The organism is Lysinibacillus sp. TE18511 (assembly GCF_054062295.1).
This window is the reverse complement of record NZ_JBSSFD010000027.1, coordinates 31,674-54,439: the sequence shown is the minus strand read 5'-3', so window position 1 is coordinate 54,439 and position 22,766 is coordinate 31,674. Positions and strand designations below refer to the sequence as shown.

Annotated in this window: 21 protein-coding genes; 20 read left to right on the top strand and 1 reads right to left on the bottom strand. The window is 39.8% G+C overall.

Annotated elements, in window-relative coordinates; translation table 11 throughout:
* Nucleotide 1 precedes the first annotated feature (1 nt).
* From purQ to ACVWXS_RS17730, 9 genes are all read left to right on the top strand, one after another.
* The gene (gene purQ / locus ACVWXS_RS17770; RefSeq protein ID WP_456959443.1) at nucleotides 2-685 is read left to right on the top strand and encodes a phosphoribosylformylglycinamidine synthase subunit PurQ; all 684 of its coding nucleotides are present in this window, start codon (nucleotides 2-4) and stop codon (nucleotides 683-685) included.
* Nucleotides 672-2,906: a phosphoribosylformylglycinamidine synthase subunit PurL gene (gene purL / locus ACVWXS_RS17765; RefSeq protein WP_456959441.1), complete on the top strand. Its 2,235-nt coding sequence runs from the start codon at nucleotides 672-674 to the stop codon at nucleotides 2,904-2,906. Before purQ ends, purL begins: the two co-directional genes overlap by 14 nt.
* Nucleotides 2,882-4,306 carry an amidophosphoribosyltransferase gene (gene purF, locus ACVWXS_RS17760; protein ID WP_456959439.1) on the top strand — a complete coding sequence of 475 codons (1,425 nt, stop codon included), beginning with the start codon at nucleotides 2,882-2,884 and terminating at the stop codon, nucleotides 4,304-4,306. Before purL ends, purF begins: the two co-directional genes overlap by 25 nt.
* A 77-nt stretch (nucleotides 4,307-4,383) precedes the next feature.
* The gene (gene purM / locus ACVWXS_RS17755) at nucleotides 4,384-5,439 is read left to right on the top strand and encodes a phosphoribosylformylglycinamidine cyclo-ligase (protein WP_402988526.1); all 1,056 of its coding nucleotides are present in this window, start codon (nucleotides 4,384-4,386) and stop codon (nucleotides 5,437-5,439) included.
* Nucleotides 5,439-6,008, top strand: a complete 570-nt coding sequence (gene purN / locus ACVWXS_RS17750) for a phosphoribosylglycinamide formyltransferase (protein WP_402988523.1) — start codon at nucleotides 5,439-5,441, stop codon at nucleotides 6,006-6,008. Before purM ends, purN begins: the two co-directional genes overlap by 1 nt.
* A gap of 120 nt (nucleotides 6,009-6,128) precedes the next feature.
* Nucleotides 6,129-7,655 (top strand): bifunctional phosphoribosylaminoimidazolecarboxamide formyltransferase/IMP cyclohydrolase, encoded by a 1,527-nt coding sequence (gene purH, locus ACVWXS_RS17745; protein WP_402988521.1) that lies wholly within the window; start codon nucleotides 6,129-6,131, stop codon nucleotides 7,653-7,655.
* 74 nt (nucleotides 7,656-7,729) lie between these two features.
* On the top strand, nucleotides 7,730-8,986 hold the full coding sequence (gene purD, locus ACVWXS_RS17740; protein ID WP_456959436.1) for a phosphoribosylamine--glycine ligase: 1,257 nt from the start codon (nucleotides 7,730-7,732) through the stop codon (nucleotides 8,984-8,986).
* 524 nt (nucleotides 8,987-9,510) lie between these two features.
* Nucleotides 9,511-9,690 (top strand): hypothetical protein, encoded by a 180-nt coding sequence (locus ACVWXS_RS17735; protein WP_456959434.1) that lies wholly within the window; start codon nucleotides 9,511-9,513, stop codon nucleotides 9,688-9,690.
* Nucleotides 9,638-9,838: a hypothetical protein gene (locus ACVWXS_RS17730; protein WP_456959432.1), complete on the top strand. Its 201-nt coding sequence runs from the start codon at nucleotides 9,638-9,640 to the stop codon at nucleotides 9,836-9,838. Before ACVWXS_RS17735 ends, ACVWXS_RS17730 begins: the two co-directional genes overlap by 53 nt.
* Here ACVWXS_RS17730 and ACVWXS_RS17725 read toward each other — a convergent pair whose 3' ends face one another.
* Entirely contained in the window at nucleotides 9,839-10,285 is a 447-nt protein-coding gene (locus ACVWXS_RS17725) for a hypothetical protein (RefSeq protein ID WP_423490431.1), read from the bottom strand.
* 202 nt (nucleotides 10,286-10,487) lie between these two features.
* Between ACVWXS_RS17725 and ACVWXS_RS17720 the strand changes: the two genes are divergently transcribed.
* The 11 genes from ACVWXS_RS17720 to gatA all read left to right on the top strand — a co-directional run bounded on the left by ACVWXS_RS17720 (nucleotide 10,488) and on the right by gatA (nucleotide 22,766).
* Nucleotides 10,488-12,209 (top strand): adenine deaminase C-terminal domain-containing protein, encoded by a 1,722-nt coding sequence (locus ACVWXS_RS17720; protein WP_456959431.1) that lies wholly within the window; start codon nucleotides 10,488-10,490, stop codon nucleotides 12,207-12,209.
* Between the two features lie 48 nt (nucleotides 12,210-12,257).
* Nucleotides 12,258-13,313, top strand: a complete 1,056-nt coding sequence (locus ACVWXS_RS17715; protein WP_402988509.1) for a DUF3048 domain-containing protein — start codon at nucleotides 12,258-12,260, stop codon at nucleotides 13,311-13,313.
* A gap of 15 nt (nucleotides 13,314-13,328) precedes the next feature.
* The gene (locus ACVWXS_RS17710; RefSeq protein WP_004225717.1) at nucleotides 13,329-13,649 is read left to right on the top strand and encodes a YerC/YecD family TrpR-related protein; all 321 of its coding nucleotides are present in this window, start codon (nucleotides 13,329-13,331) and stop codon (nucleotides 13,647-13,649) included.
* Between the two features lie 110 nt (nucleotides 13,650-13,759).
* Nucleotides 13,760-14,449, top strand: coding sequence for a heptaprenylglyceryl phosphate synthase (pcrB, locus tag ACVWXS_RS17705; protein ID WP_368638623.1), 690 nt, complete (start codon nucleotides 13,760-13,762; stop codon nucleotides 14,447-14,449).
* A gap of 32 nt (nucleotides 14,450-14,481) precedes the next feature.
* Nucleotides 14,482-16,734: a DNA helicase PcrA gene (gene pcrA / locus ACVWXS_RS17700; protein WP_423474190.1), complete on the top strand. Its 2,253-nt coding sequence runs from the start codon at nucleotides 14,482-14,484 to the stop codon at nucleotides 16,732-16,734.
* A 14-nt stretch (nucleotides 16,735-16,748) separates the two neighbouring features.
* Nucleotides 16,749-18,755, top strand: a complete 2,007-nt coding sequence (gene ligA / locus ACVWXS_RS17695; protein WP_456959430.1) for an NAD-dependent DNA ligase LigA — start codon at nucleotides 16,749-16,751, stop codon at nucleotides 18,753-18,755.
* A gap of 201 nt (nucleotides 18,756-18,956) precedes the next feature.
* On the top strand, nucleotides 18,957-19,115 hold the full coding sequence (locus tag ACVWXS_RS17690; RefSeq protein ID WP_456959428.1) for a hypothetical protein: 159 nt from the start codon (nucleotides 18,957-18,959) through the stop codon (nucleotides 19,113-19,115).
* An 87-nt stretch (nucleotides 19,116-19,202) separates the two neighbouring features.
* Nucleotides 19,203-20,336 carry a CamS family sex pheromone protein gene (locus tag ACVWXS_RS17685; protein ID WP_427420914.1) on the top strand — a complete coding sequence of 378 codons (1,134 nt, stop codon included), beginning with the start codon at nucleotides 19,203-19,205 and terminating at the stop codon, nucleotides 20,334-20,336.
* A 57-nt stretch (nucleotides 20,337-20,393) separates the two neighbouring features.
* Nucleotides 20,394-20,849, top strand: a complete 456-nt coding sequence (locus tag ACVWXS_RS17680) for a hypothetical protein (RefSeq protein ID WP_456959426.1) — start codon at nucleotides 20,394-20,396, stop codon at nucleotides 20,847-20,849.
* Between the two features lie 141 nt (nucleotides 20,850-20,990).
* The gene (gene gatC / locus ACVWXS_RS17675) at nucleotides 20,991-21,278 is read left to right on the top strand and encodes an Asp-tRNA(Asn)/Glu-tRNA(Gln) amidotransferase subunit GatC (RefSeq protein WP_456959424.1); all 288 of its coding nucleotides are present in this window, start codon (nucleotides 20,991-20,993) and stop codon (nucleotides 21,276-21,278) included.
* Nucleotides 21,279-21,302: 24 nt separating this feature from the next.
* A complete protein-coding gene (gene gatA, locus ACVWXS_RS17670; protein ID WP_427420916.1) occupies nucleotides 21,303-22,766 on the top strand; it encodes an Asp-tRNA(Asn)/Glu-tRNA(Gln) amidotransferase subunit GatA in 1,464 nt (487 codons plus the stop codon).

Genomic DNA, 22,766 nt, shown 5'->3' with positions numbered 1-22,766 from the left:
CATGAAATTCGCAGTACTCGTATTCCCTGGGTCAAACTGTGATATCGATATGTATCATGCGATTAAAGACGAGCTAGGTGAAGAAGTAGAATATGTATGGCATACAGAAACAGATTTAAGTAGCTTTGATGGTATTTTAGTTCCAGGAGGCTTCTCATACGGGGATTATCTTCGCTGTGGTGCGATGGCAAACCAATCTAATATTATGGCAGAGGTCAAGAAAGCAGCGGATGCTGGAAAGCCAGTATTAGGAGTATGTAATGGATTCCAAATCTTAACTGAAGCAGGTTTATTACCAGGTGCATTACTTCGCAACAAAAATTTAAAATTCATGTGCCGTACAATCCAGCTTAAGGTTGAGAACAACAAAACATTATTTACAAACCAATATGAACAAGGTCAAATAATCAATATTCCAATCGCACATGGTGAAGGCAACTACTACTGTGATGAGGAAACGCTACAAAAATTAAAAGACAACAATCAAATCGTATTCACGTACTCAGGTGAAAATCCAAACGGTTCTTTAGAAGATATTGCGGGGATTGTAAACGAGCGCGGCAATGTATTAGGTATGATGCCTCACCCAGAGCGAGCTGTTGATGCACTAGTGGGCGGAGCAGACGGTCTAGCAGTATTTAAATCAATTGTGAAGCAGTGGAGGGAAAATCATGTCAACAACTAAGTTTGAGCCAACAGCACAGCAAATTAAAGATGAAAAGCTATACGCTGGTATGGGGATGTCAGACGAAGAATTTGCAATGGTAGAAGGTATTTTAGGACGTCTACCAAACTGGACAGAGACAGGTCTTTTCTCAGTAATGTGGTCTGAGCACTGCTCATACAAAAATTCAAAACCAGTGTTACGTAAATTCCCTACAAAGGGTCCTCAAGTTTTACAAGGTCCAGGTGAAGGTGCGGGGATCGTAGACATTGGTGATGAACAAGCAGTTGTATTTAAAATGGAATCACATAACCATCCATCGGCAATCGAGCCTTATCAAGGTGCTGCAACAGGTGTTGGTGGTATTATCCGTGACGTTTTCTCGATGGGGGCACGTCCAATAGCGATGCTGAACTCACTACGTTTTGGCGAATTAAAATCAGCGCGTGGTAAATATTTATTCGAAGAGGTAGTTGCTGGTATCGCAGGTTACGGTAACTGTATCGGGATTCCTACTGTAGGTGGCGAGATTCAATTTGATCCTTGTTATGAAGGCAATCCACTTGTTAATGCAATGTGCGTAGGTTTAATTGACCATAAAGATATTCAACGTGGAATCGCAGCTGGCGTAGGAAATACAGTAATGTATGTTGGCGCAAAAACAGGTCGTGATGGTATCCATGGTGCAACATTCGCATCTGAAGAGTTAACAGAAGAATCAGAGAACCAACGTCCTGCAGTCCAAGTTGGGGATCCATTCATGGAGAAACTTTTACTTGAAGCGTGTTTAGAAGTAGTAAAATCTGACGCTCTAGTAGGTATTCAAGATATGGGGGCTGCTGGTCTAACTTCTTCATCAGCAGAAATGGCTTCTAAGGCTGGTTCTGGCGTAGAAATGAACTTAGACTTAGTTCCACAACGTGAGACAGGCATGACAGCATATGAAATGATGCTATCTGAATCTCAGGAGCGTATGCTACTTGTTGTGAAAAAAGGTCGCGAAGATGAAATTAAAGCGATCTTTGATAAATATGATTTAGATGCTGTGGCAATTGGTCGAGTGACAGATGATAAAATGCTTCGCTTATTACACAATGGTGAAGTTGTAGCTGAAGTACCTGCTGATGCACTTGCAGAAGATGCACCAGTTTATCATAAGCCATCTGCAGAGCCTGCTTACTATGGTGAGTTCCAAGCGATGGAAAACATTGAACCAGTTGTAACAGATTACAAAGAAACATTAAATGCACTTTTAAAAGCGCCAACAATCGCTTCAAAAGAGTGGGTTTACGATCAATATGATTATCAAGTACGTACATCAACAGTCGTTGCACCAGGTTCTGATGCAGCAGTTATCCGTGTTCGCGGTACAAACAAAGGCTTAGCGATGACGACAGACTGTAACTCTCGTTATATTTACCTAGATCCAGAGGTGGGCGGTGCTATTGCTGTAGCAGAGGCAGCTCGTAATATTGTAGCAACTGGTGGTACACCATTAGCGATTACTGACTGCTTAAACTTCGGTAATCCTGAGAAACCAGAAATCTTCTGGCAAATTGAAAAATCAGCTGATGGTATTTCAGCTGCTTGTACGGCACTGAACGCACCTGTAATCGGTGGTAACGTATCTCTTTATAACGAACGTTCTGGAGAAGCGGTTTACCCAACACCAACAATCGGTATGGTTGGTCTAATTGAAGATTTAGCACATGTAACAACACAAGAAGTGAAGGCTACTGGCGATGTAGTATTTGTGATCGGCAATACAAAAACTGAATTTGGTGGGGCTGAGCTTCAAAAATTATTAAATAATGGGGTTATTTCAGGAAAAGCACCAGCTATTGACTTGGATATTGAAGCTGCACGTCAACAAGCATTGCTAAAAGCAATTAAAGCAGGAATCGTACAATCTGCACATGATGTAGCAGAAGGTGGTCTTGCAGTAGCGCTTGCTGAAACAACATTTGGCGCAAATGGCTTAGGTGTTGAGGTTACATTAACTGGCTCTGCAACTACTGCATTATTTAGTGAAACACAATCTCGTTTCGTTGTATCAGTGAAAGAAGAAAATGCTGCTGCGTTTGTAGAAATTGTAAAAGATGCACAGAAAATCGGTGTCGTAACAAACGATGCGCTTGTTAAAATCAACGGTGATAACGGTGTGCTTGTAGAAGGTACAGTGGAGGAATTCCGTTCTAATTGGAAAGGAGCAATCCCATGCTTGCTGAACTCAGAGGCTTAAATGAAGAATGTGGGGTGTTTGGTATTTGGGGCAACTCAAATCCAGCACACCTTAGTTATTACGGGCTTCATGCTCTTCAACACCGTGGCCAAGAAGGCGCAGGGATCGTCGTTTCTGACGGTCAGCATCTACGCGCGGTGAAAGGCGAAGGACTAGTTAACGATGTTTTCAACGAAGAGAAATTAAAGGCAGTTAACGGAAAAGCAGCCATTGCTCATGTTCGTTATACGACTGCCGGTGGAGGCGGTATTGAAAATGTACAGCCGTTATTATTCCACTCCTCAACTGGTAGCCTTTCAATTGCTCATAACGGTAACTTAGTCAATGCAACGCACTTAAAACAGTATTTAGAGCGTCAAGGAAGTATTTTTCATTCTAGCTCCGATACAGAAGTGCTGGCGCATCTTATTAAGAAAAGCTCGCATTCACCATTCCGTGCAAAGGTGAAAAATGCTCTTTCATTATTAAAGGGTGCGTATTCGGTCTTAATTATGACTAAAGATGAAATGCTTGTGGCACGTGATCCACATGGTTTACGTCCTTTATCTCTTGGAAAGCTAGGAGATGGCTGGGTTGTAGCCTCTGAAACTTGTGCATTCGATTTAATAGGTGCAGAATTTGTTCGATCTGTTGAACCAGGTGAGTTATTAATTATTAACGATGAGGGTGTCAAATCTGATCGTTTTGCAGATATGAATAAACGTGCAATGTGCGCGATGGAGTATGTTTACTTAGCGCGTCCTGATTCTGATATTGATGGTATTAACGTTCATATGGCACGTAAACGTATGGGTAAACAGCTTGCTCGTGAATGTGCACACATTGAAGCTGATGTTGTAACAGGTGTACCTGATTCAAGTATTTCTGCAGCAATCGGCTTTGCAGAGGAAAGCGGTATTCCATATGAGCTTGGTCTTATTAAAAATCGTTATGTAGGTCGTACGTTTATCCAACCAACACAGGAATTACGTGAACGCGGTGTGAAAATGAAGCTTTCTCCAGTTGTTCAAGTCGTAAAAGGTAAACGAGTAGTGATGGTGGACGATTCAATCGTACGCGGTACAACTTCACGACGTATTGTCAAAATGTTAAAAGATGCTGGTGCGGCAGAAGTACATGTTGTGATTTCCTCACCACCAATGACGGATCCTTGCTATTATGGCATCGATACTTCAACGCATGAGGAACTGATTGCATCAAGCCACAATGTAGAGGAAATCCGTGACGCTATAGGAGCCGATTCATTAACATTCCTTTCTGTTGAAGGCATGGTAGAGACGATTGCAAGACCATATGAAGATGAAAACCGTGGACTATGCTTAGCTTGTTTTACAAGCAAATATCCAACGGAAATTTTTCCAGATACAATCTTACCACATGAAAAAGAACTATTACGTTAAGAAAAACATCTAACTATGCCTAGCAGTTTTAGATTCAGATGTGCTAAGGCGATTTGGATGATAAGGAGGAACTCTGCGTGTCAAAAGCATATGAACAAGCAGGTGTAAATATTGAAGCGGGCTATGAAGCCGTAAAACGAATGAAGTCTCACGTTGAACGTACAAACCGTCTAGGTGTGATGGGAACGTTTGGTGGCTTTGGTGGTATGTTTGACTTGTCAGAACTAAATCTTAAGGAACCTGTTCTTATTTCAGGTACAGATGGTGTTGGGACAAAGCTAAAGCTAGCATTTATGGTGGACAAGCATGACACGATTGGTGTGGACTGTGTAGCGATGTGTGTCAATGATATTGTAGCGCAAGGTGCTGAACCACTTTACTTTTTAGACTATGTAGCTCTTGGAAAGGCTGAGCCAGCGAAAATTGAACAAATTGTAAAAGGCGTTGCGGATGGCTGTGTGCAATCTGGTGCGGCATTAATCGGTGGTGAAACTGCAGAGATGCCTGGTCTTTACGAAGAAGATGAGTATGATTTAGCTGGTTTTGCAGTAGGAGCTTGTGAAAAATCTGCAATCGTAACAGGTGAGAAAATCGTAGAAGGTGACGTGCTTGTTGGTATTGCTTCAAGTGGTGTGCATTCAAATGGTTACTCATTAGTACGAAAAATTGTCTTTGCTGATCATAATTACGCTGTTGATTCCATTGTGGAAGGCTTTGAGGATCTTGGTCCTATCGGGGAAGCTTTGTTGGTGCCAACAAAACTATATGCAAAACCTGTGCTTGCAGCTTTAAAAGCAGCAGACGTTCATGGCTGTGCACATGTAACTGGCGGTGGCTTTTATGAAAATCTACCTCGTATGATGCCTGAAGGTTTAGCAACTGAAATTGACTTAGGTGCTTGGCCTGTCTTACGTATATTTGAGTTTTTAAAAGAAAAAGGACAGCTAGAAGACAAAGATTTATATAATGTCTTTAACATGGGTATTGGCTTCGTTTTAGCTGTACCAGCAGATGAAGTAGATAAAGTGCTTGCAACAGTAGAAGCAAATGGAGAAAAAGCATATAAAATCGGTCGCGTTGTGAAAGGCGATGGTGTTGTATTCAATGGCTCACATGATGGGAGTTTAGTGTAATGACTGCACCAACTAAAATTGCCGTTTTTGCTTCAGGCAGCGGTAGTAACTTTCAGGCCATTCAAGAGGCCATTGAACGTGGCGAACTTAATGCAAAGGTCGAACTTGTTGTTACAGATAAGCCTGGTGCGTATGTAGTTACACGTGCTGAAAACTTTAATATACCAGTGCTAGCTTTAAGTCCAAAAGAGTTTGCTTCAAAAGCAGATTATGAGACTGCTATAATCGAGGCTCTTCATGAATGTCATGTGGAATGGATCGTGCTTGCAGGTTATATGCGCTTAATTAGTGAAGTATTACTAACGGCATATCCACAGCGCATTGTGAATATTCATCCTTCACTATTACCAGCTTTCCCTGGAAAGGATGCCATCGGTCAAGCGATGGAACATGGCGTCAAGATAACAGGCGTAACTGTGCATTTTGTAGATGAAGGTATGGACACAGGCCCTATTATTGCACAAGCGGCAGTGTCAGTTGTTGATGGTAATCGTGAGGCAACAGAAACGGCAGTTCATAAGGAAGAGCATGTACTATATACAAAAGCTTTACAGCAGTTATTAAAGTAACCGATTGATGAGGGAGTTAGGTCTTCCAAAATAGATTGTTCAATCGACCCTAACTCTGTTTCATCAATAATAGCAAGACATATTCGTGGCAAACACGATAAAAATTAGGAGGATATCGTTGTGACAAAACGTGCATTAATCAGTGTTTCCAATAAAGATGGTATTTTAGAATTTGCAAAAGAATTAGTAGCATTAGGTTATGAAATTTTATCAACTGGTGGTACAAAAAAAATGTTACAAGACAATAATGTTGCCGTAACAGCAGTAGATGAAGTAACTAAATTCCCTGAAATTCTAGATGGTCGTGTAAAAACGTTAAATCCAATGATTCATGGTGGATTATTAGGAAAGTTTGATGACGCGTCTCATCAAGCACAAATGAATGAGCATGGGATTGAGCCAATTGAGATTGTTTGTGTTAATCTTTACCCGTTCGTTGAAACAATTTCAAAGCCTAATGTAACATGGGACGATGCGATCGAAAATATTGATATCGGTGGTCCAACAATGTTACGTTCTGCAGCAAAAAACCATCAATATGTTACAGTTATTGTAGATAGCAATGACTATGCGAACGTATTAGAGGAACTAAAGGCACAGGGTGCAACGACAATTGAAACACGTCGTAAGTTAGCTGCGAAAGTTTTCCGTCACACAGCCGCTTATGATTCATATATATCAAACCACTTAACAGAAGAAGAGTTCCCTGAGAGCTTAACAATGACATATGAATTAAAACAGAACTTACGCTATGGAGAAAATCCTCATCAAAAAGCCGCTTTCTATCAAAAACGTCTGGGCTCTGAATTCTCATTAGCTTATGCAACGCAACTACATGGTAAAGAATTATCATACAACAATATTCAAGATGGGAATGCCGCATTACAAATTGTAAAAGAGTTTGAAATGCCTGCAGCAGTAGCTGTAAAGCATATGAACCCTTGTGGTGTTGGTACAGGTGAAACTTTAGAAGAGGCATTTGATAAAGCATACGAAGCAGACTCAACTTCAATTTTTGGTGGCATTATTGCATTAAACATGGAAGTAGATGCAGCAACTGCTGAAAAATTAAGCCATATCTTTTTAGAAATTATTATTGCACCATCATTCTCTCAAGAAGCACTTGATATTTTAATGAAGAAGAAGAATATTCGCTTATTAACAATTCCTTTCGAGCAAGCAAAACAAGATCAATTCAATGTAGTATCGGTTGAAGGTGGTCTTCTTGTACAAGAACCAGATCGCTACGGATTTGCAAATGCAGATATTAAAGTAGTGACAGACCGTGAACCGACAGCACAAGAATGGGAAGCATTACAACTTGGCTGGGCAGTTGTGAAACATGTGAAATCAAACGCAATCGTTGTGACGGATTCTCAAATGACTCTTGGTGTTGGTGCTGGTCAAATGAACCGTGTTGGAGCGGCTAAAATCGCTTTTGAGCAAGCTGGAGAAAAGGCAAAAGGTGCAGCATTAGCATCAGACGCATTCTTCCCAATGAACGATACAGTAGAAGCGGCTGCAGCGGCGGGCATTACAGCCATTATTCAACCAGGTGGATCTATTAAAGACCAGGATTCCATCGATAAAGCAAATGAGTACGGTATTACAATGGTATTCACTGGCGTACGTCATTTCAAACACTAATTAGAATATGTTAAAAACTAGACCGAGATGTTGGCTCATCTCGGTCTTACTTACAAATAGGAGGATTCCCTAAAATGAACGTATTAGTAATTGGAAGTGGCGGTCGTGAGCATGCTATCGCTAAACAATTTAATATTTCACCATCTGTCAATAAAGTATTTGTAGCACCTGGTAATGACGGTATGAGAGGCGATGCAGAAATCGTTGCTATTGATACAATGGATTTTGCAGGACTAGCACAATTTGCGAAAGAAAATGCAGTAGATTTAACTTTTGTTGGTCCTGAGCAACCACTTGCTGAAGGAATCGTGGATTTCTTTACTACTCGTGGCTTACGAGTATTTGGTCCAACAAAGGCAGCGGCACAAATCGAAAGCAGTAAATCATACGCTAAGGATATTATGAATAAATATCAGATTCCAACAGCAGCCCATGAAACGTTCACTGAAGCAGATAAGGCTATAGCATATATTAAAGAACAAGGTGCACCAATTGTGATCAAGGCAGACGGTTTGGCTGCTGGTAAAGGTGTAGTTGTAGCAATGACTGAAGATGAAGCAATTGAAGCTGTACAAGATATGATAGGTAACCAACGCTTTGGAGAATCATCTTCTCGTGTTGTTATTGAAGAATTCCTAGACGGGGAAGAATTCTCCTTTATGTCATTTGTCCATAAAGGACAGATTTATCCAATGGTCATTGCTCAGGACCACAAACGTGCTTATGATGGCGATAAAGGACCTAACACTGGTGGTATGGGAGCCTATTCACCAGTACCTCAAATTTCACAAGAAGTAGTGGACGTTGCTTATCAAACAATTGTTGAGCCAACTGTAAAGGGTATGGAGGCAGATGATGTATCGTTTACAGGGATCCTATATGCAGGATTGATTTTAACGAAAAACGGTCCGAAGGTGATTGAGTTTAATGCCCGCTTTGGAGATCCAGAAACACAAGTAGTTTTACCACGTATGGCATCTGACTTTGGTGAATTTATGATGGCATTAATGGATGAAAAGCCATTCGATCTACAATGGTCTGAAGAAGTAATGCTTGGTGTGGTTATAGCTGCAGAAGGTTATCCTGGGGACGTTGCAAAAGGAAATGCATTACCTAACTTAGAGGCTCTTTCAGCTTCACATGCAGTATTCCATGCAGGTACAAAGCATGTCGATGGGAAGTTTGTCGGTAATGGTGGCCGCGTTTTATTAGTTGGAGCAAAAGCATCTACTTTAAAAGAAGCACAAGAAAAAGTTTACGCAGGCATTGCAACAGAAAAATGGGACAATTTCTTCTTCCGCAAAGATATCGGTTGGCGTACGTTTAAGTAGTCGTTGAGTAACTAAATATCAGGCGGAATGATTAGGGAGATATAGATTTATAATTACTCGATAAAAGGATATTTTATTTACATTTTGCTTAAATTTATCATCATAGCGTGTGGTTGATTTTCGTTCCGACTGGGCGCTTTCCTGGGGGCGTCCGATGAGCCGCTTCGCTTCGCTGCAGGGTCTCATCTGTGACGCTGATCCCCAAGGAGTCGCCCAGTCTCCACTACAATCAACTTAGATACATAGCATATGTTTTAATAAATGTCGCCCAAAGTTTTAGTATAAATTTAATTAGAAGAAGCTCGTTTGCGTTGCAGGCTACTAAATGGTAAATAACAAATATTTTATAGTGTTGTGAAACTTCTTCAGGCGTATTGATTGGGGAAAAATAGGTTTATTATTGAGTGATAAAAGGATTTTTTTGTTGCTATTTTGCTAATACATTCCCATTTTAACTGATTGTAGCGTAGGGCTACTCGACTCCCGCGGGAAAGCGAGACAGACGAGACCCTGAGGCCAACACGATGTTGGTCACGAAGGCATTGTCACAGGACGTGACGCACTTAGCCTTCGTTCCTTTTGCGGAGGAAGCGGCTCGACGCTCGCCCGCAGGAAGCCTTGCTCTGCGCGAAAGCGAAGCGTCAGCAACAAATGTTTTATCTGTGCGAAAGCGAAGCGGCAGCAACAAAGCGAGTAGCCCGTAGCGGAAATCAGAGCCTTCTAATTAATGAAAATGATAACGCACTTGAATTAAATATTTTTAATCATATTTTGAAACTTCTTATTGTTTTCAAACGTATGATGGATAAGGGAAGAGCCGTCTCAACTGTACTTTTGAGACGGCTCCTTTGACTAAGAAGGATTTTGTGCTTTATTTGTAGAATTTTTATTGACTGAGGAATTTTGAGTTGAAGTGCTGGCGTCAGGTTGCTTTGCAGTAGTAGCAGTTGATGCTGACGTATTTCCAGATATAGCAGAGGAGAAATCCTTCATGAGTTTATCGATTTGTTCAGATGACATAGGATTTTGGCCGCTGAACATACTTTGCATAGAAGAGTTGCCGGTGCTATTGTTATTGCTGTTGCCCATAGAATTCTCCATACAAGAGCTCATTAAAGCTTTGGTTGGGCAATATTTGAAGATACCCTCAGCCATTTTCATGGCACCTAATGCAATCATTAATCGACCTTTCGTACAATCAGGATTTCTTGAGACCTTAGCGATTCCATATGCCGTCATACTTGTACCCATGGCAAAGCGACAGAAGGCATTTTTTTCACTTAAGTTAGCTTGTTGCATTATCATATTTCCTCCTTTAGTCATTGTGGAAAAAATAAAGCGGGGGCACTTTGCTTTATGAAAGTGCTGTGTTACGATTGAAACAAGATGATTGCATAAAGGACTATTTTTAGGGAATAAAGCGTTTATGCAGTAGTAGTATGTGATTTCAAGTTGAATTTACACAATGAAATTTTACGTAATTTAGGAAGGAGCGAATAGAATGGATCCAGTATGGAAAATAACGGAATTACGCCAACAATTAGCTGTTATTGATGGCAAAAAAGCACCGGATATTGTTTTAAAAAATGCACGTTATTTACATAGCATGCTCAAACAATGGATAGTAGGGAACATTTGGATTTTAGGAGACCGTATTGTCTATGCGGGTGATAGAATGCCTCCGTTATTAGAAGGGACAGAAGTGGTCGATTGTACGAATAAAATAATCGTACCAGGATATATTGAACCACATGTTCATCCGTTCCAATTATATCATCCACAATCTTTTGCTGATTTTTGTGGACAGCTAGGAACTACAACTTTTATTTCTGATAATTTAAGCTTCGTTTTATCTTTAGAAAATAAGAAAGCGTTTTCAATACTGAATGATTTGAAAAAGCTACCATTTTCATTTTATTGGTGGACACGTTTTGATTCACAAACTGAAATGGAACAGGAAGAAGAAATTTTCTCTAATACATCCATTTTAGAATGGTTAGAGCGAGATGATGTTTTACTTGGTGGCGAATTAACAGGCTGGCCAAGGTTGTTACATGGCGATGACCAAATGCTATATCGTATGCAAATGGCTAAGGGCTATGGGAAAAAAATAGAAGGGCACTTCCCAGGAGCATCAGAACGAACTTTAGCACGTATGAAGCTACTTGGTGCAGATGGTGATCATGAAGCTATGACAGTGGAAGAAGTGGAACGACGTATTATGCAAGGATATGCTGTGACGTTGCGTCATTCTTCCATTCGTCCAGATTTACCAAATTTATTGAAGGGAATCGTTGAAAAAGAGCTACCTATTTTTGACCATTTAATGATGACAACAGATGGCTCACCACCTTCATTCCATGAGGATGGTGTGATGGATAAATGTATTCAGGTAGCCTTAGATGCAGGTGTAGCACCAATAGATGCCTATCAAATGGCATCCTATAATGTGGCTTGCTATTATAATATATCCAACCTACATGGCTTTATCGCAACTGGTCGATTTGCTTCACTAAACATTTTACAAGATGAATGGCATCCAGTTCCTGAAAGCGTACTATCAAAAGGAGTTTGGTTAAAACGCGATGGAGAGCAAGTGCAAAGGCTTGCGGCAATTGATTATTCAGCGTTACCTGAATTTAATTTAGATTTTTCATTAACGTCACATGATTTTCAATTCTCGATGCCGTTTGGAATTGAGCTAGTCAATGATGTTATTACGAAGCCATATAACTCGTTAATTACTAGAGAAGGGCAGCTAGCAAATCATGATGAATGCTATTTAATGCTCATCAATAGAGAAGGTAATTGGCATGTTAACACGATGATTAAAGGCTTTGCTACTAGTGTTCAAGGATTTGCCTCATCTTATTCGAATACAGGCGACATTTTACTTATCGGAAAAAATAAAGACGATATGATCAAAGCCTTTGAAGAGATGAAGGCAATGCGTGGTGGTATCGTACTTGTTGAAAAAGGAGAAGTAGTTTCTGCTATACCATTGACTATTGGCGGTTTTTTATTTGATGGCGATGTTGAGGAGTTAACAGAAAAAGAGAAGAACTTAAAACAAGCATTGGCAGAACGCGGTTACCACTTAGGAGACGCCATTTATTCTTTATTATTTTTACAATCTACTCATTTACCATATATCCGTATAACACCAAAAGGGATTTTTGATGTTATGAAGAATAAGTTATTATTACCAGCAGTTATGCGCTAGTTAAAGTTTCACTATAGCGTTTCAATGGATAAAAGGAGAGTAATACTTGTGTTCAAATCAAAAAAACTATTTATAGCCGTGGCCTTTAGTACCTTGTTGATAGGGGGATGTTCAAAGGATTCGTCGGAAGTGAAAGAAGACGATACAAAAAAGGCTGATGAAGAACCAGCTGTTGAAGAAACTATAAATGAAGAGACGAATTTTGCTCCATTGACAGGTGAGGCTGTTAAGGAAGAAATCACACAACGCCCAATTATTGTTACTATTAATAATCATCCAGCAGCACGTCCGCAATCCGGTATAGGTGCAGCAGATATTATTTATGAAATGTTAGCAGAAGGCAATGTCACTCGTCTTTTAGCAGTCTATCAAAGTGAACTGCCAGAAAATATAGGGCCTGTTCGCAGTGCTCGCTCTTATTTTGTTGATCTTGCAAAAGGCTACGATGCATTTTATGTAGCTCATGGCTATAGCCCAGAGGCAAAATCTTTACTTAGTAATAATGTAGTCGACAATATAAATGGTATGGATTATGATGGTACACTTTTTAAACGTTCAAAAGATCGTGTTGCTCCACACAACTCGTATATTACGTCTGAAAATATATTAAATGGAGCTGAAAAAGTGGACGCTTCAATGATTTACCGTGAAAAAGTAAGTCAGGCTTTTTATGAACCCGATGAACGTGGTAAAATAGGCAATGAAAAAAGTCAAATTGACATTTACTACGGAAATAGTGAGTATTTCCATAATTCATATGTATATGATCATGAAAGTAATCGTTATGGACGACAATCGGCTGGCGTTGACACAAAGGATATGTTATCAGGCGAAACATTATCATTGGCAAATGTCCTATTTTTTGAAATGCAACATCAAACGATTGATAATGAGGGACGCCAAGAAATTGATTTAACTTCTGGTGGAAATGCGTATGTATTTCAAAATGGCTATATGAGAGAAGTCAAATGGTCTAATATTGATGGAATACCGATGGCTGTAGAAGAGTCTGGGGAGCTTGTAAAGCTAGTACCAGGGAAGTCTTGGGTGCATTTCGTACCATCTTCACCAGGGTTACAAGCAATGGTGAAAACGCAGCCTTAAAGGGAGGAAAATTGCATGCAAATCGAAAAAATTCGAGGGCATCAAACAGATCAATTATTTAAAGCAGTGTTAGAGCTGAAAGACATCGAAGAATGCTATAAATTTTTTGATGATTTATGTACGATTAGTGAAATTCAATCGCTGGCACAACGCTTTGAGGTTGCGCATTTACTACGTTTAAAGAAAACCTACGAATCCATTAAAAAGGAAACAGGCGCAAGTACAGCAACTATTTCACGTGTACGTCGTTGCTTTGATTATGGGAATGATACATACGATGAAATGCTAGGTCGTTTGTATCCAGATGAGAAGCCGTTTCAAGCACCAAAAGAATAGTAGGTAAAGAGGCTGGGTAGAGGTTCTGCTCAGTCTTTTTCATTTTTTTGTCGACAGTCATAAGCTATACTTGTAAACGAATAGATAGAAAATGATAGGTGGTAAAATAGATGGATTATTTAGAATGGAGACATGTGTTCAAGCTAGACCCAGCGAAAGATATTTCAGATGAGGCACTAGAAAGAATTTGTGAATCAGGTACAGATGTCATTTTAGTTGGTGGAACAGACGGTGTAACATTAGACGGCGTATTAGATTTGCTTGTCCGTGTACGACGCTTTGAAGTACCAATTGCACTTGAAATTTCTACAATTGATTCGGTAACACCGGGTTATGATTATTATTTCATTCCGACAGTGTTAAATAGTGATGATCCAAAGTGGATAAAAAATTTACACCATGAAGCCATTAAGGAATATGGAGATATTATGGTGTGGGATGAATTAGTAGCTGAAGGGTATTGTATTTTAAATCCGGCCTGTAAAGTAGCAGAAGTAACGAATGCGAAAACGGATTTATCAATTGATGATGTTGTCGCCTATGCACGGATGGCTGAAAATTTCTTCAGATTGCCTGTGTTTTATGTAGAGTATAGCGGTACTTATGGCGATATTGAGGTTGTAAGTGCTGTGAAAAACGAACTGAAAAATACGAGACTGTTTTACGGTGGCGGTATTACATCTGCTAAGCAAGCATCTGAAATGGCAAAATATGCTGATACTGTAGTAGTGGGTAATATTATTTATGAAGATTTAAAAGCTGCACTTGCGACTGTTAAGGCTGTAAAAAATAATATATAATTTAAGAACAAATGTTTGTAAGGCGGTGCGAAATGGAGCAGTTAACGAAAAACTTATTAGCAGGTATGAACCCTGAACAGGAAAATGCGGTAAAAACAACTGAAGGACCGTTGTTGATTATGGCAGGTGCAGGATCAGGGAAAACGCGTGTATTAACACATCGTATTGCATATTTAGTAATCGAAAAAGAAGTATATCCATCAAAGATTTTAGCAATCACATTTACAAATAAAGCGGCACGTGAAATGCGAGAGCGTATTGATGGCATTCTCGGTAACGGAACTGGCGATAGTATGTGGGTGTCAACATTCCACTCGATGTGTGTGCGTATTTTACGACGTAATATTGATCAGCTTGGGATATCACGTAACTTTTCAATTTTAGATTCTACCGATCAGCTATCAGTTGTCAAAAATGTTATGAAGGATGAAAATATTGACACGAAGCGTTTTGAACCACGTGCGGTTTTAAATGCGATTAGTTCAGCAAAAAACGAATGTATAACTGCAGACGATTATGCAGGTCAAATCAATGAAAATAATCCTTACGAAAAAACGATTGCTCGTGTTTATAAAGGTTATGAAAAAAGACTACGCCGCAATCAATCCCTCGATTTTGATGACTTAATAATGACAACTATTACATTATTCAAGCGTGTACCAGAAGTGCTTGAATACTATCAAAATAAATTTCAATATATTCATGTGGATGAATATCAAGATACGAATAAATCCCAATATTTACTAGTGCAGTTGCTTGCTAAAAAATTTAAAAATATTTGTGTTGTTGGGGATTCAGATCAATCGATTTATCGTTGGCGTGGTGCAGATATTGGCAATATTCTTTCATTCGAAAAGGATTATCCAAATGCTAAGGCCATTATGCTTGAGCAAAATTATCGTTCGACAAAACGCATCCTACAAGCGGCAAATGACGTCATTCAAAATAATACAACACGTTATCCAAAAGAACTGCGTACAGAAAATGCAGACGGTGAAAAAATCGTATTGTACAAAGCGTATAACGAGCAAGAGGAAGCACAATTCGTTGTACAAACAATCCAACAGCTTATTCAAAAAGAAAATCGTTCATTTGATGACTTTGCGATATTGTATCGTACCAATGCTCAGTCGCGTGTGATGGAGGAAGTGCTTGTTAAGTCCAATATGGCTTATCAAATTGTTGGCGGTACAAAGTTCTATGATCGTAAAGAGATTAAGGATTTGCTTGCCTATTTACGTCTTATTGCCAATAATGATGATGATTTATCACTTGCACGTATTATTAATGAACCAAAGCGTAGTATTGGTGCCACTTCCTTTGAAAAAATGGCGCGTTATGCGATTGAACAGGATCGCTCTATTTTTGATGCAATGAATGATCTTTTGTTTATGGGACTATCAGGAAAGGCTGCTACTTCAGCTGAGCAATTTTATGCGATGATTAAAGGTTTTACAGAAATGCAGGAGTATTTATCTGTTACTGAAATTGTAGAGCAGGTCATTGAAAAATCTGGTTATCGTGCAATGCTTCAAAATGAGAAGACGATTGAGGCAGAAAGTCGCTTAGAAAATATTGAAGAGTTTTTATCAGTGACGAAGGCATTTGAAGAACGTAGTGATGATAAGAGCTTAATTGCTTTTTTAACAGATTTAGCTCTAATTGCAGATATTGATGCACTTGATAAAGAGGACACATCGAAGGGCAACATTATTTTAATGACGATGCATGCCGCAAAGGGCTTAGAATTCCCAGTTGTCTTTATCATTGGAATGGAGGAAAATATCTTCCCGCATTCTCGTTCACTTGACGATATGGATGAAATGGAAGAAGAACGTCGCCTCGCTTATGTGGGCATAACACGTGCAGAGGAACGTTTGTATTTAACTAGTGCACAAAGTCGGACGATTTTTGGTCGTTCAAGTTATAACAATGCTTCACGTTTTTTACGTGAAATTTCGGAGGATATTACGGAATCAATCTCTAAAGGTGGCGCGAAGCCTGAAGTACCGTTTGCCTCTAGTAACCGTTCGGCAGGAGGCTATCAAAAACGTACACTTGGAGCGGTTCAGAAAACACAACCTGCGACATCTCGTTTACAAACAACTGGTGGAGATCAACATGGCTGGAAGGCCGGAGATAAGGCAATCCATAAAAAATGGGGGACAGGTATGGTTGTCAGTGTAAAAGGTGAGGGTGATAGTACAGAGCTAGATATCGCCTTTCCACAGCCTATCGGTATTAAGCGATTACTGGCACAATTTGCACCTATTGAAAAAGCGTAAGCGGAGGAACTTAAATGAACGAAATAGAACAACGCATTGCGGAGTTAAATAAATTGTTACATGAATATGGCCATGCCTATTACGTGTTGGATAAACCTGTCGTAGCCGATAGTGTTTATGACCAATTATTACATGAACTTCTTGTATTAGAGGAAGCAAATCCGTCACTAATTTATCCAGATTCACCGACACAGCGTGTTGGAGGAGCGGTGGTAGAAGGCTTTAAAAAAGTGACACACGATTATCCTATGCTTAGTCTATCAAATGCTTTTAATGAAGAAGACTTACGTGAATTTGACCGTAAAGTGCGTCAAGCAATCGGCGATAACTTTTCCTATGTTTGTGAGCTGAAAATTGATGGTCTTGCCATTTCTCTGAAATACGAAAATGGAGTTTTTGTACAAGGGGCAACGCGAGGAGACGGTGTTGTAGGGGAAGAGATTACAACAAACTTAAAAACGATTCGGGCAATACCTCTTCGATTGAAGGAGCCCATCACAATTGAAGTTCGTGGTGAGGCGTATATGCCTAAAAAATCATTTGAAAAATTAAATGCTCAGCGTACTGAAAATGGTGAGGAGTTATTTGCCAATCCGCGTAATGCAGCTGCTGGCTCTTTACGTCAGTTAGATCCTAAAATAGCAGCGAGTCGTCAGCTATCAACCTTTATTTATGCGATTGGGGGAGATGGAGAGGCGTATGGTATTGACGGTCATGCAGAGATGCTCGATTATTTAGAGGGTCTAGGCTGCCCTTCAAATAAAGAGCGTCAACGCTGTTCAACGATTGAGGAGGTATTAGCCTTTATCGAAGAATGGACTGAAAATCGTCCGAATTTAGCCTATGAAATTGACGGCATTGTCATTAAGGTAGACCGTTACGCACAGCAGGATGAACTTGGTTATACGGCAAAGAGTCCACGATGGGCAATTGCCTATAAATTCCCTGCTGAGGAAGTAGTCACAACATTACTTGATATTGATTTAACAGTTGGACGTACAGGGGTTGTTACACCAACTGCCATTTTAGCGCCTGTTCAAGTTGCAGGTACAACGGTTCAACGTGCATCGTTACACAATGAGGATTTAATTCGAGATAAGGATATCCGCTTAGGCGATACAGTCATAATCCGAAAAGCTGGCGACATTATTCCACAAGTTGTAGGTGTGTTAGTAGAGCAACGTCCTGAGGATTCAGTTCCATTCGTCATGCCTAAAAACTGTCCTGTCTGTGATAGTGAGCTTATTCGTATTGAAGGTGAAGTGGCATTACGTTGTGTAAATCCTGCATGTTTTGCACAAATTGCGGAGAGCATTAAATACTTTGTTTCACGTAATGCTATGAATATTGACGGTCTAGGGGATAAGGTCGTTGAGCAATTATTGCGTGCAGATTTAATTCATGATGTCTCTGATTTGTATCACTTAACTGTAGAGCAGCTTGTTGAGCTTGAGCGTATGGGTGAAAAATCTGCAACGAATTTAGTCAATGCGATTCAGGCTTCCAAGGAAAATTCGATGGAGCGTTTACTAATTGGGCTAGGTATTCGACATGTTGGGGAAAAGGCAGCGAAAATTGTTTCCGAGGAATTTGGAACGATGGAAGCGGTTATGACAGCAACAGAGGAGCAACTAGTAGCAATCCATGAGATTGGTGATAAGATGGCTTCATCGCTTGTCGAGTATTTTTCAAATGAGGATGCACGTGCAGTCATTGGTCGCCTTGCTGAAGTAGGCGTCAATATGACGTATAAAGGTAAAAAGATAGAGGTAGTTGTAGGGGATAATCCTTTTGCAGGTAAAACAATCGTATTAACTGGTAAACTTGAGCAATTGACACGTAACGAAGCAAAGGCGAAAATAGAAGAGTTAGGTGGTATTGTTACAGGTAGTGTCAGCAAAAAAACTGACCTTGTCATTGCAGGAGCAGAAGCAGGTTCTAAACTAACAAAAGCCGAGCAGTTAGGTATTGAAGTTTGGAATGAAGACAGCCTGATTGAACAACTTAACCTCGTTCAATAATAGAAAATATCAGGGTCATCACCAAAAGTTGTGGATGACATTTGTTAAAATGTATACCTTATATAAGTTGATTGGAGTGGAGACTGGGCGACTCCTTGGGGATCAGCGATAGAGGAACGAAGGCTAAGAGCATCACGTCCTGTGATAACGCCTTCGTGACCTACATCGTGTAGGCCCGAGACCCTGGAGCGAGCAACGCGAGTGAAGCGGCTCATCGGACGCCCCCAGGAAGCTCTGCTCTGTGCGAAAGCGAAGCGTCAGCAATGTTTTATCTGTGCGAAAGTGCAACGACAGCAACAACAAAGCGCCCAGTCGGAACGGAAATCAACCACACGTTATGGTGATGATCCAATATTATAGTAAAGTAAGATGAATTGTCCTTTCCACAGGTAGGTATGAACAATTCGTCAAACAGAAAATGAATTTCAGTAAAGGAGTCTTAAAATAATGAAGTCATTTCGACTCATTCCAGCAATTATCGCTGCTGCAATGCTAGTCGGCTGTGTGCCTTCTGAAGAGAAGGAAACAGAGCTTACACAGGAGACGCAACAGGAAAAAGCGGAAACAACGATTATTCCAAGCTTTAACATTGATGATACACATTATAGAACGCTAATTCCTTATAAAGAAAGTGCTAGCAGGGGATTAGTAGTTTCAAATATTTATACTAAATATGATATGAAGGAAGTTGAAACCGGTTTAATGCGTCTTTCTCAAAATGAGTTTGATACAGAAGACTTCTACTTCCAAGAAGGGCAATATTTAGCCGAAAGCACAGTGACTGAATGGCTGGCGCGTAGTTCGCAAAAGAAGAATGGATTAAACCCTCCAACGACGGATTCAATGCCGGCAGAGGAACGTGCAAAGAAAGCCCCAATCTATTTATCACATATTGTTGAGCAAAATTATTTAACAAAAACAGATGATAATAAAGTGAAATTAGGTGGTATTTCGATAGGACTTTCCTTAAACTCTATTTACTATTATCAAAAAGAAAAATATGGGGAGTACTATGAGGAACCAATTCCAGAGGCGAAGCTTGTTGAACAAGGGAAGAAGATGGCTGCGGAAATTGTATCCCGCCTAAGAACTCAAGATGAATTGAAAGATGTACCGATTGTAGTAGGTTTGTTTAAGCAGAAAGCTCGCAATGACATTATTCCAGGAACGTATTTTAGTTATGGCGTAGCAAAAGCTGGAGAAAACGACATTGCTGATTGGACAGCTATTGATGAAGAGTATGTACTGTTCCCAACGGATGAATCAGAGGATGTATATCGAGATGTTAGCAATAACTTTAAGAATTTCAAACAAGATGTAGATAAATATTTTTCTAACTATACTAGTGTGATAGGGACAGGTTTCTATCAAAATAAAAAAATTCAAAAGCTAACGATTGAAATCCCAATCCAATTCTTCGGCAAGGCTGAAATTACTGGTTTTACTCAATATTTAACAGGTGTTCTTATCAATCAATTTGATAACATTAACGTTGAAGTAAGTATTACCTCAATGAACGGTCCAGAGGCTTTAATCATTAAGAAAGCCAACGAAAAGGAACCATTCGTCCATATCTATTAAAATATAGTCAGCCTCGTGCTGACTATATTTTTTTGGAGAAGAAATGAAAAAATCGAAATGACGGATAGAAGAGCTAAAGTGACGGATAGAACTATCGAAATGACGGATAGAAGAGCAGAAGTGACGGATAGAACCATCGAAGTGACGGATAGAAGAGCAGAAGTGAAGGATAGCACCATCGAAATGATGGATAGAACTATCGAAATGACGGATAGAAGAGCTGAAGCGATGGATAGCACCATCGAAATGATGGATAGAAGAGCAGAAGTGACGGATAGCACCATCGAAATGATGGATAGAAGAGCAGAAGTGAAGGATAGAACCATCGAAATGATGGATAGAAGAGCAGAAGTGACGGATAGAACTATCGAAATGACGGATAGAAGAGCTGAAGCGATGGATAAAACTATCGAAATGACGGATAGAACGTCATTCCGAGCTCATCCAACTTGCCCGTGGGAAACAAGTCTTATAAAGCTGAAAACAGTCACTAGAGACAACACTTCGTCATAGTAGTGAAAGTTTCTATATTTTTGGTGAAAGTTGTGATTTTTAATTTGAAAAATGTTATGATTATTTGCATGGTTAAGTTTATTCAACCCTATTGTTATCAACAAAAGCAATAAATTGAATGAGTATTTGGAGGTGTAAAAAATGGCAAAACTAACAAAAGAAGAAGTTAAGCACGTTGCTAATTTAGCACGTCTTGCAATTACGGAAGAAGAAGCAGAGAAATTTGCTGAGCAACTTGGTAAAATTACAGACTTCGCAGAGCAATTAAACGAGTTAGATACAACGAATGTTGAACCAACAACTCATGTTTTACCACTAGTAAACGTAATGCGTGAAGACGTGGCAATAAAAGGATTAGACCGTGAAATAATGATGTTAAACGTAAAAGAACAAGAAGATGGTCAAGTAAAAGTACCAGCTATCATGTAAGACTAAAACATAGGAGGATTCCTCATGACGTTATTTGAACGTTCAGCTAAGGAGCTACAAGCTGACATTAAAGCGGGTAACTTAACAATCGCTGACTTAACAAAAGAAGCATACGAACGTATGGCGAAGCTTGACGGCGATGTACAAGCTTTCCTTGCTTCAAACGAAGAAAAAGCAACTGCACAAGCAGCTGAAATGGACAAAGTGCCATTTGAAGAGCGTGGACCACTTTTTGGTCTTCCTATCGGTGTGAAAGATAACATCGTTACAGAAGGCTTAGAAACAACTTGTGCTTCTAAAATTCTAGAAGGCTTTATGCCAATTTATGATGCAACAGTAGTTAACAAGCTACGTGAAGCCGGTATGGTTACTATCGGTAAATTAAACATGGACGAGTTTGCAATGGGTTCTTCAAATGAAAACTCATACTATAAAACAACAAAAAATCCATGGAACTTAAACCACGTACCAGGTGGATCTTCAGGTGCGTCTGCAGCAGCAGTAGCAGCAGGTGAAGTACCATTCTCACTTGGTTCTGATACAGGTGGTTCAATCCGTCAACCAGCAGCTTATTGCGGTGTTGTAGGGATGAAGCCTACATATGGTCGTGTATCTCGCTTTGGTCTTGTGGCATTTGCATCTTCTTTAGATCAAATCGGCCCAATTACACGTAATGTTGAAGACAACGCTCTTTTACTTGAAGCAATTGCAGGATTAGATCCAAACGATTCAACTTCTGCGAACGTAGAAGTACCAAACTACGCTTCAGCCCTTACAGGTGACGTAAAAGGTTTACGTGTCGCTGTGCCAAAAGAATTCCTTGGTGAAGGTGTTGGCGAAGCAGCACGTCAATCAGTGCTTGCCGCATTAGAAGTATTAAAAGGCTTAGGTGCTACAGTAGAAGAAGTATCACTACCTCATTCGAAATACGCACTTGCAGCTTACTATATCCTTTCTTCATCTGAAGCGTCTTCTAACCTTTCTCGTTTTGACGGTATCCGCTATGGTTTCCGCGCAGAAAACGTTAATAACTTAATGGACCTTTATAAAGAAACACGTGCACAAGGCTTTGGTGATGAAGTTAAACGTCGTATCATGCTTGGTACTTACTCACTAAGTGCAGGTACTTACGATGCTTACTACAAAAAAGCACAACAAGCACGTACACTGATCAAAGCGGACTATGACAAAGTATTTGAAGACTTTGATGTAATCATTGGACCAACTGCTCCAACACCAGCATTCAAAATTGGTGAAAACGTTGATGATCCAATGACGATGTATGCGAACGATATTTTAACGATTCCTATGAACTTAGCTGGTGTACCAGCCATCTCAATTCCATGTGGCTTTGAAAATGGACTACCACTAGGCTTACAAATTATCGGTAAATATTTCGATGAAGCAACAATTTACCGTGTAGCTCATGCTTTTGAACAAGCAACGGAGTTCCATAAACAAGTTCCTCAAATTTGGGAGGGAAAATAA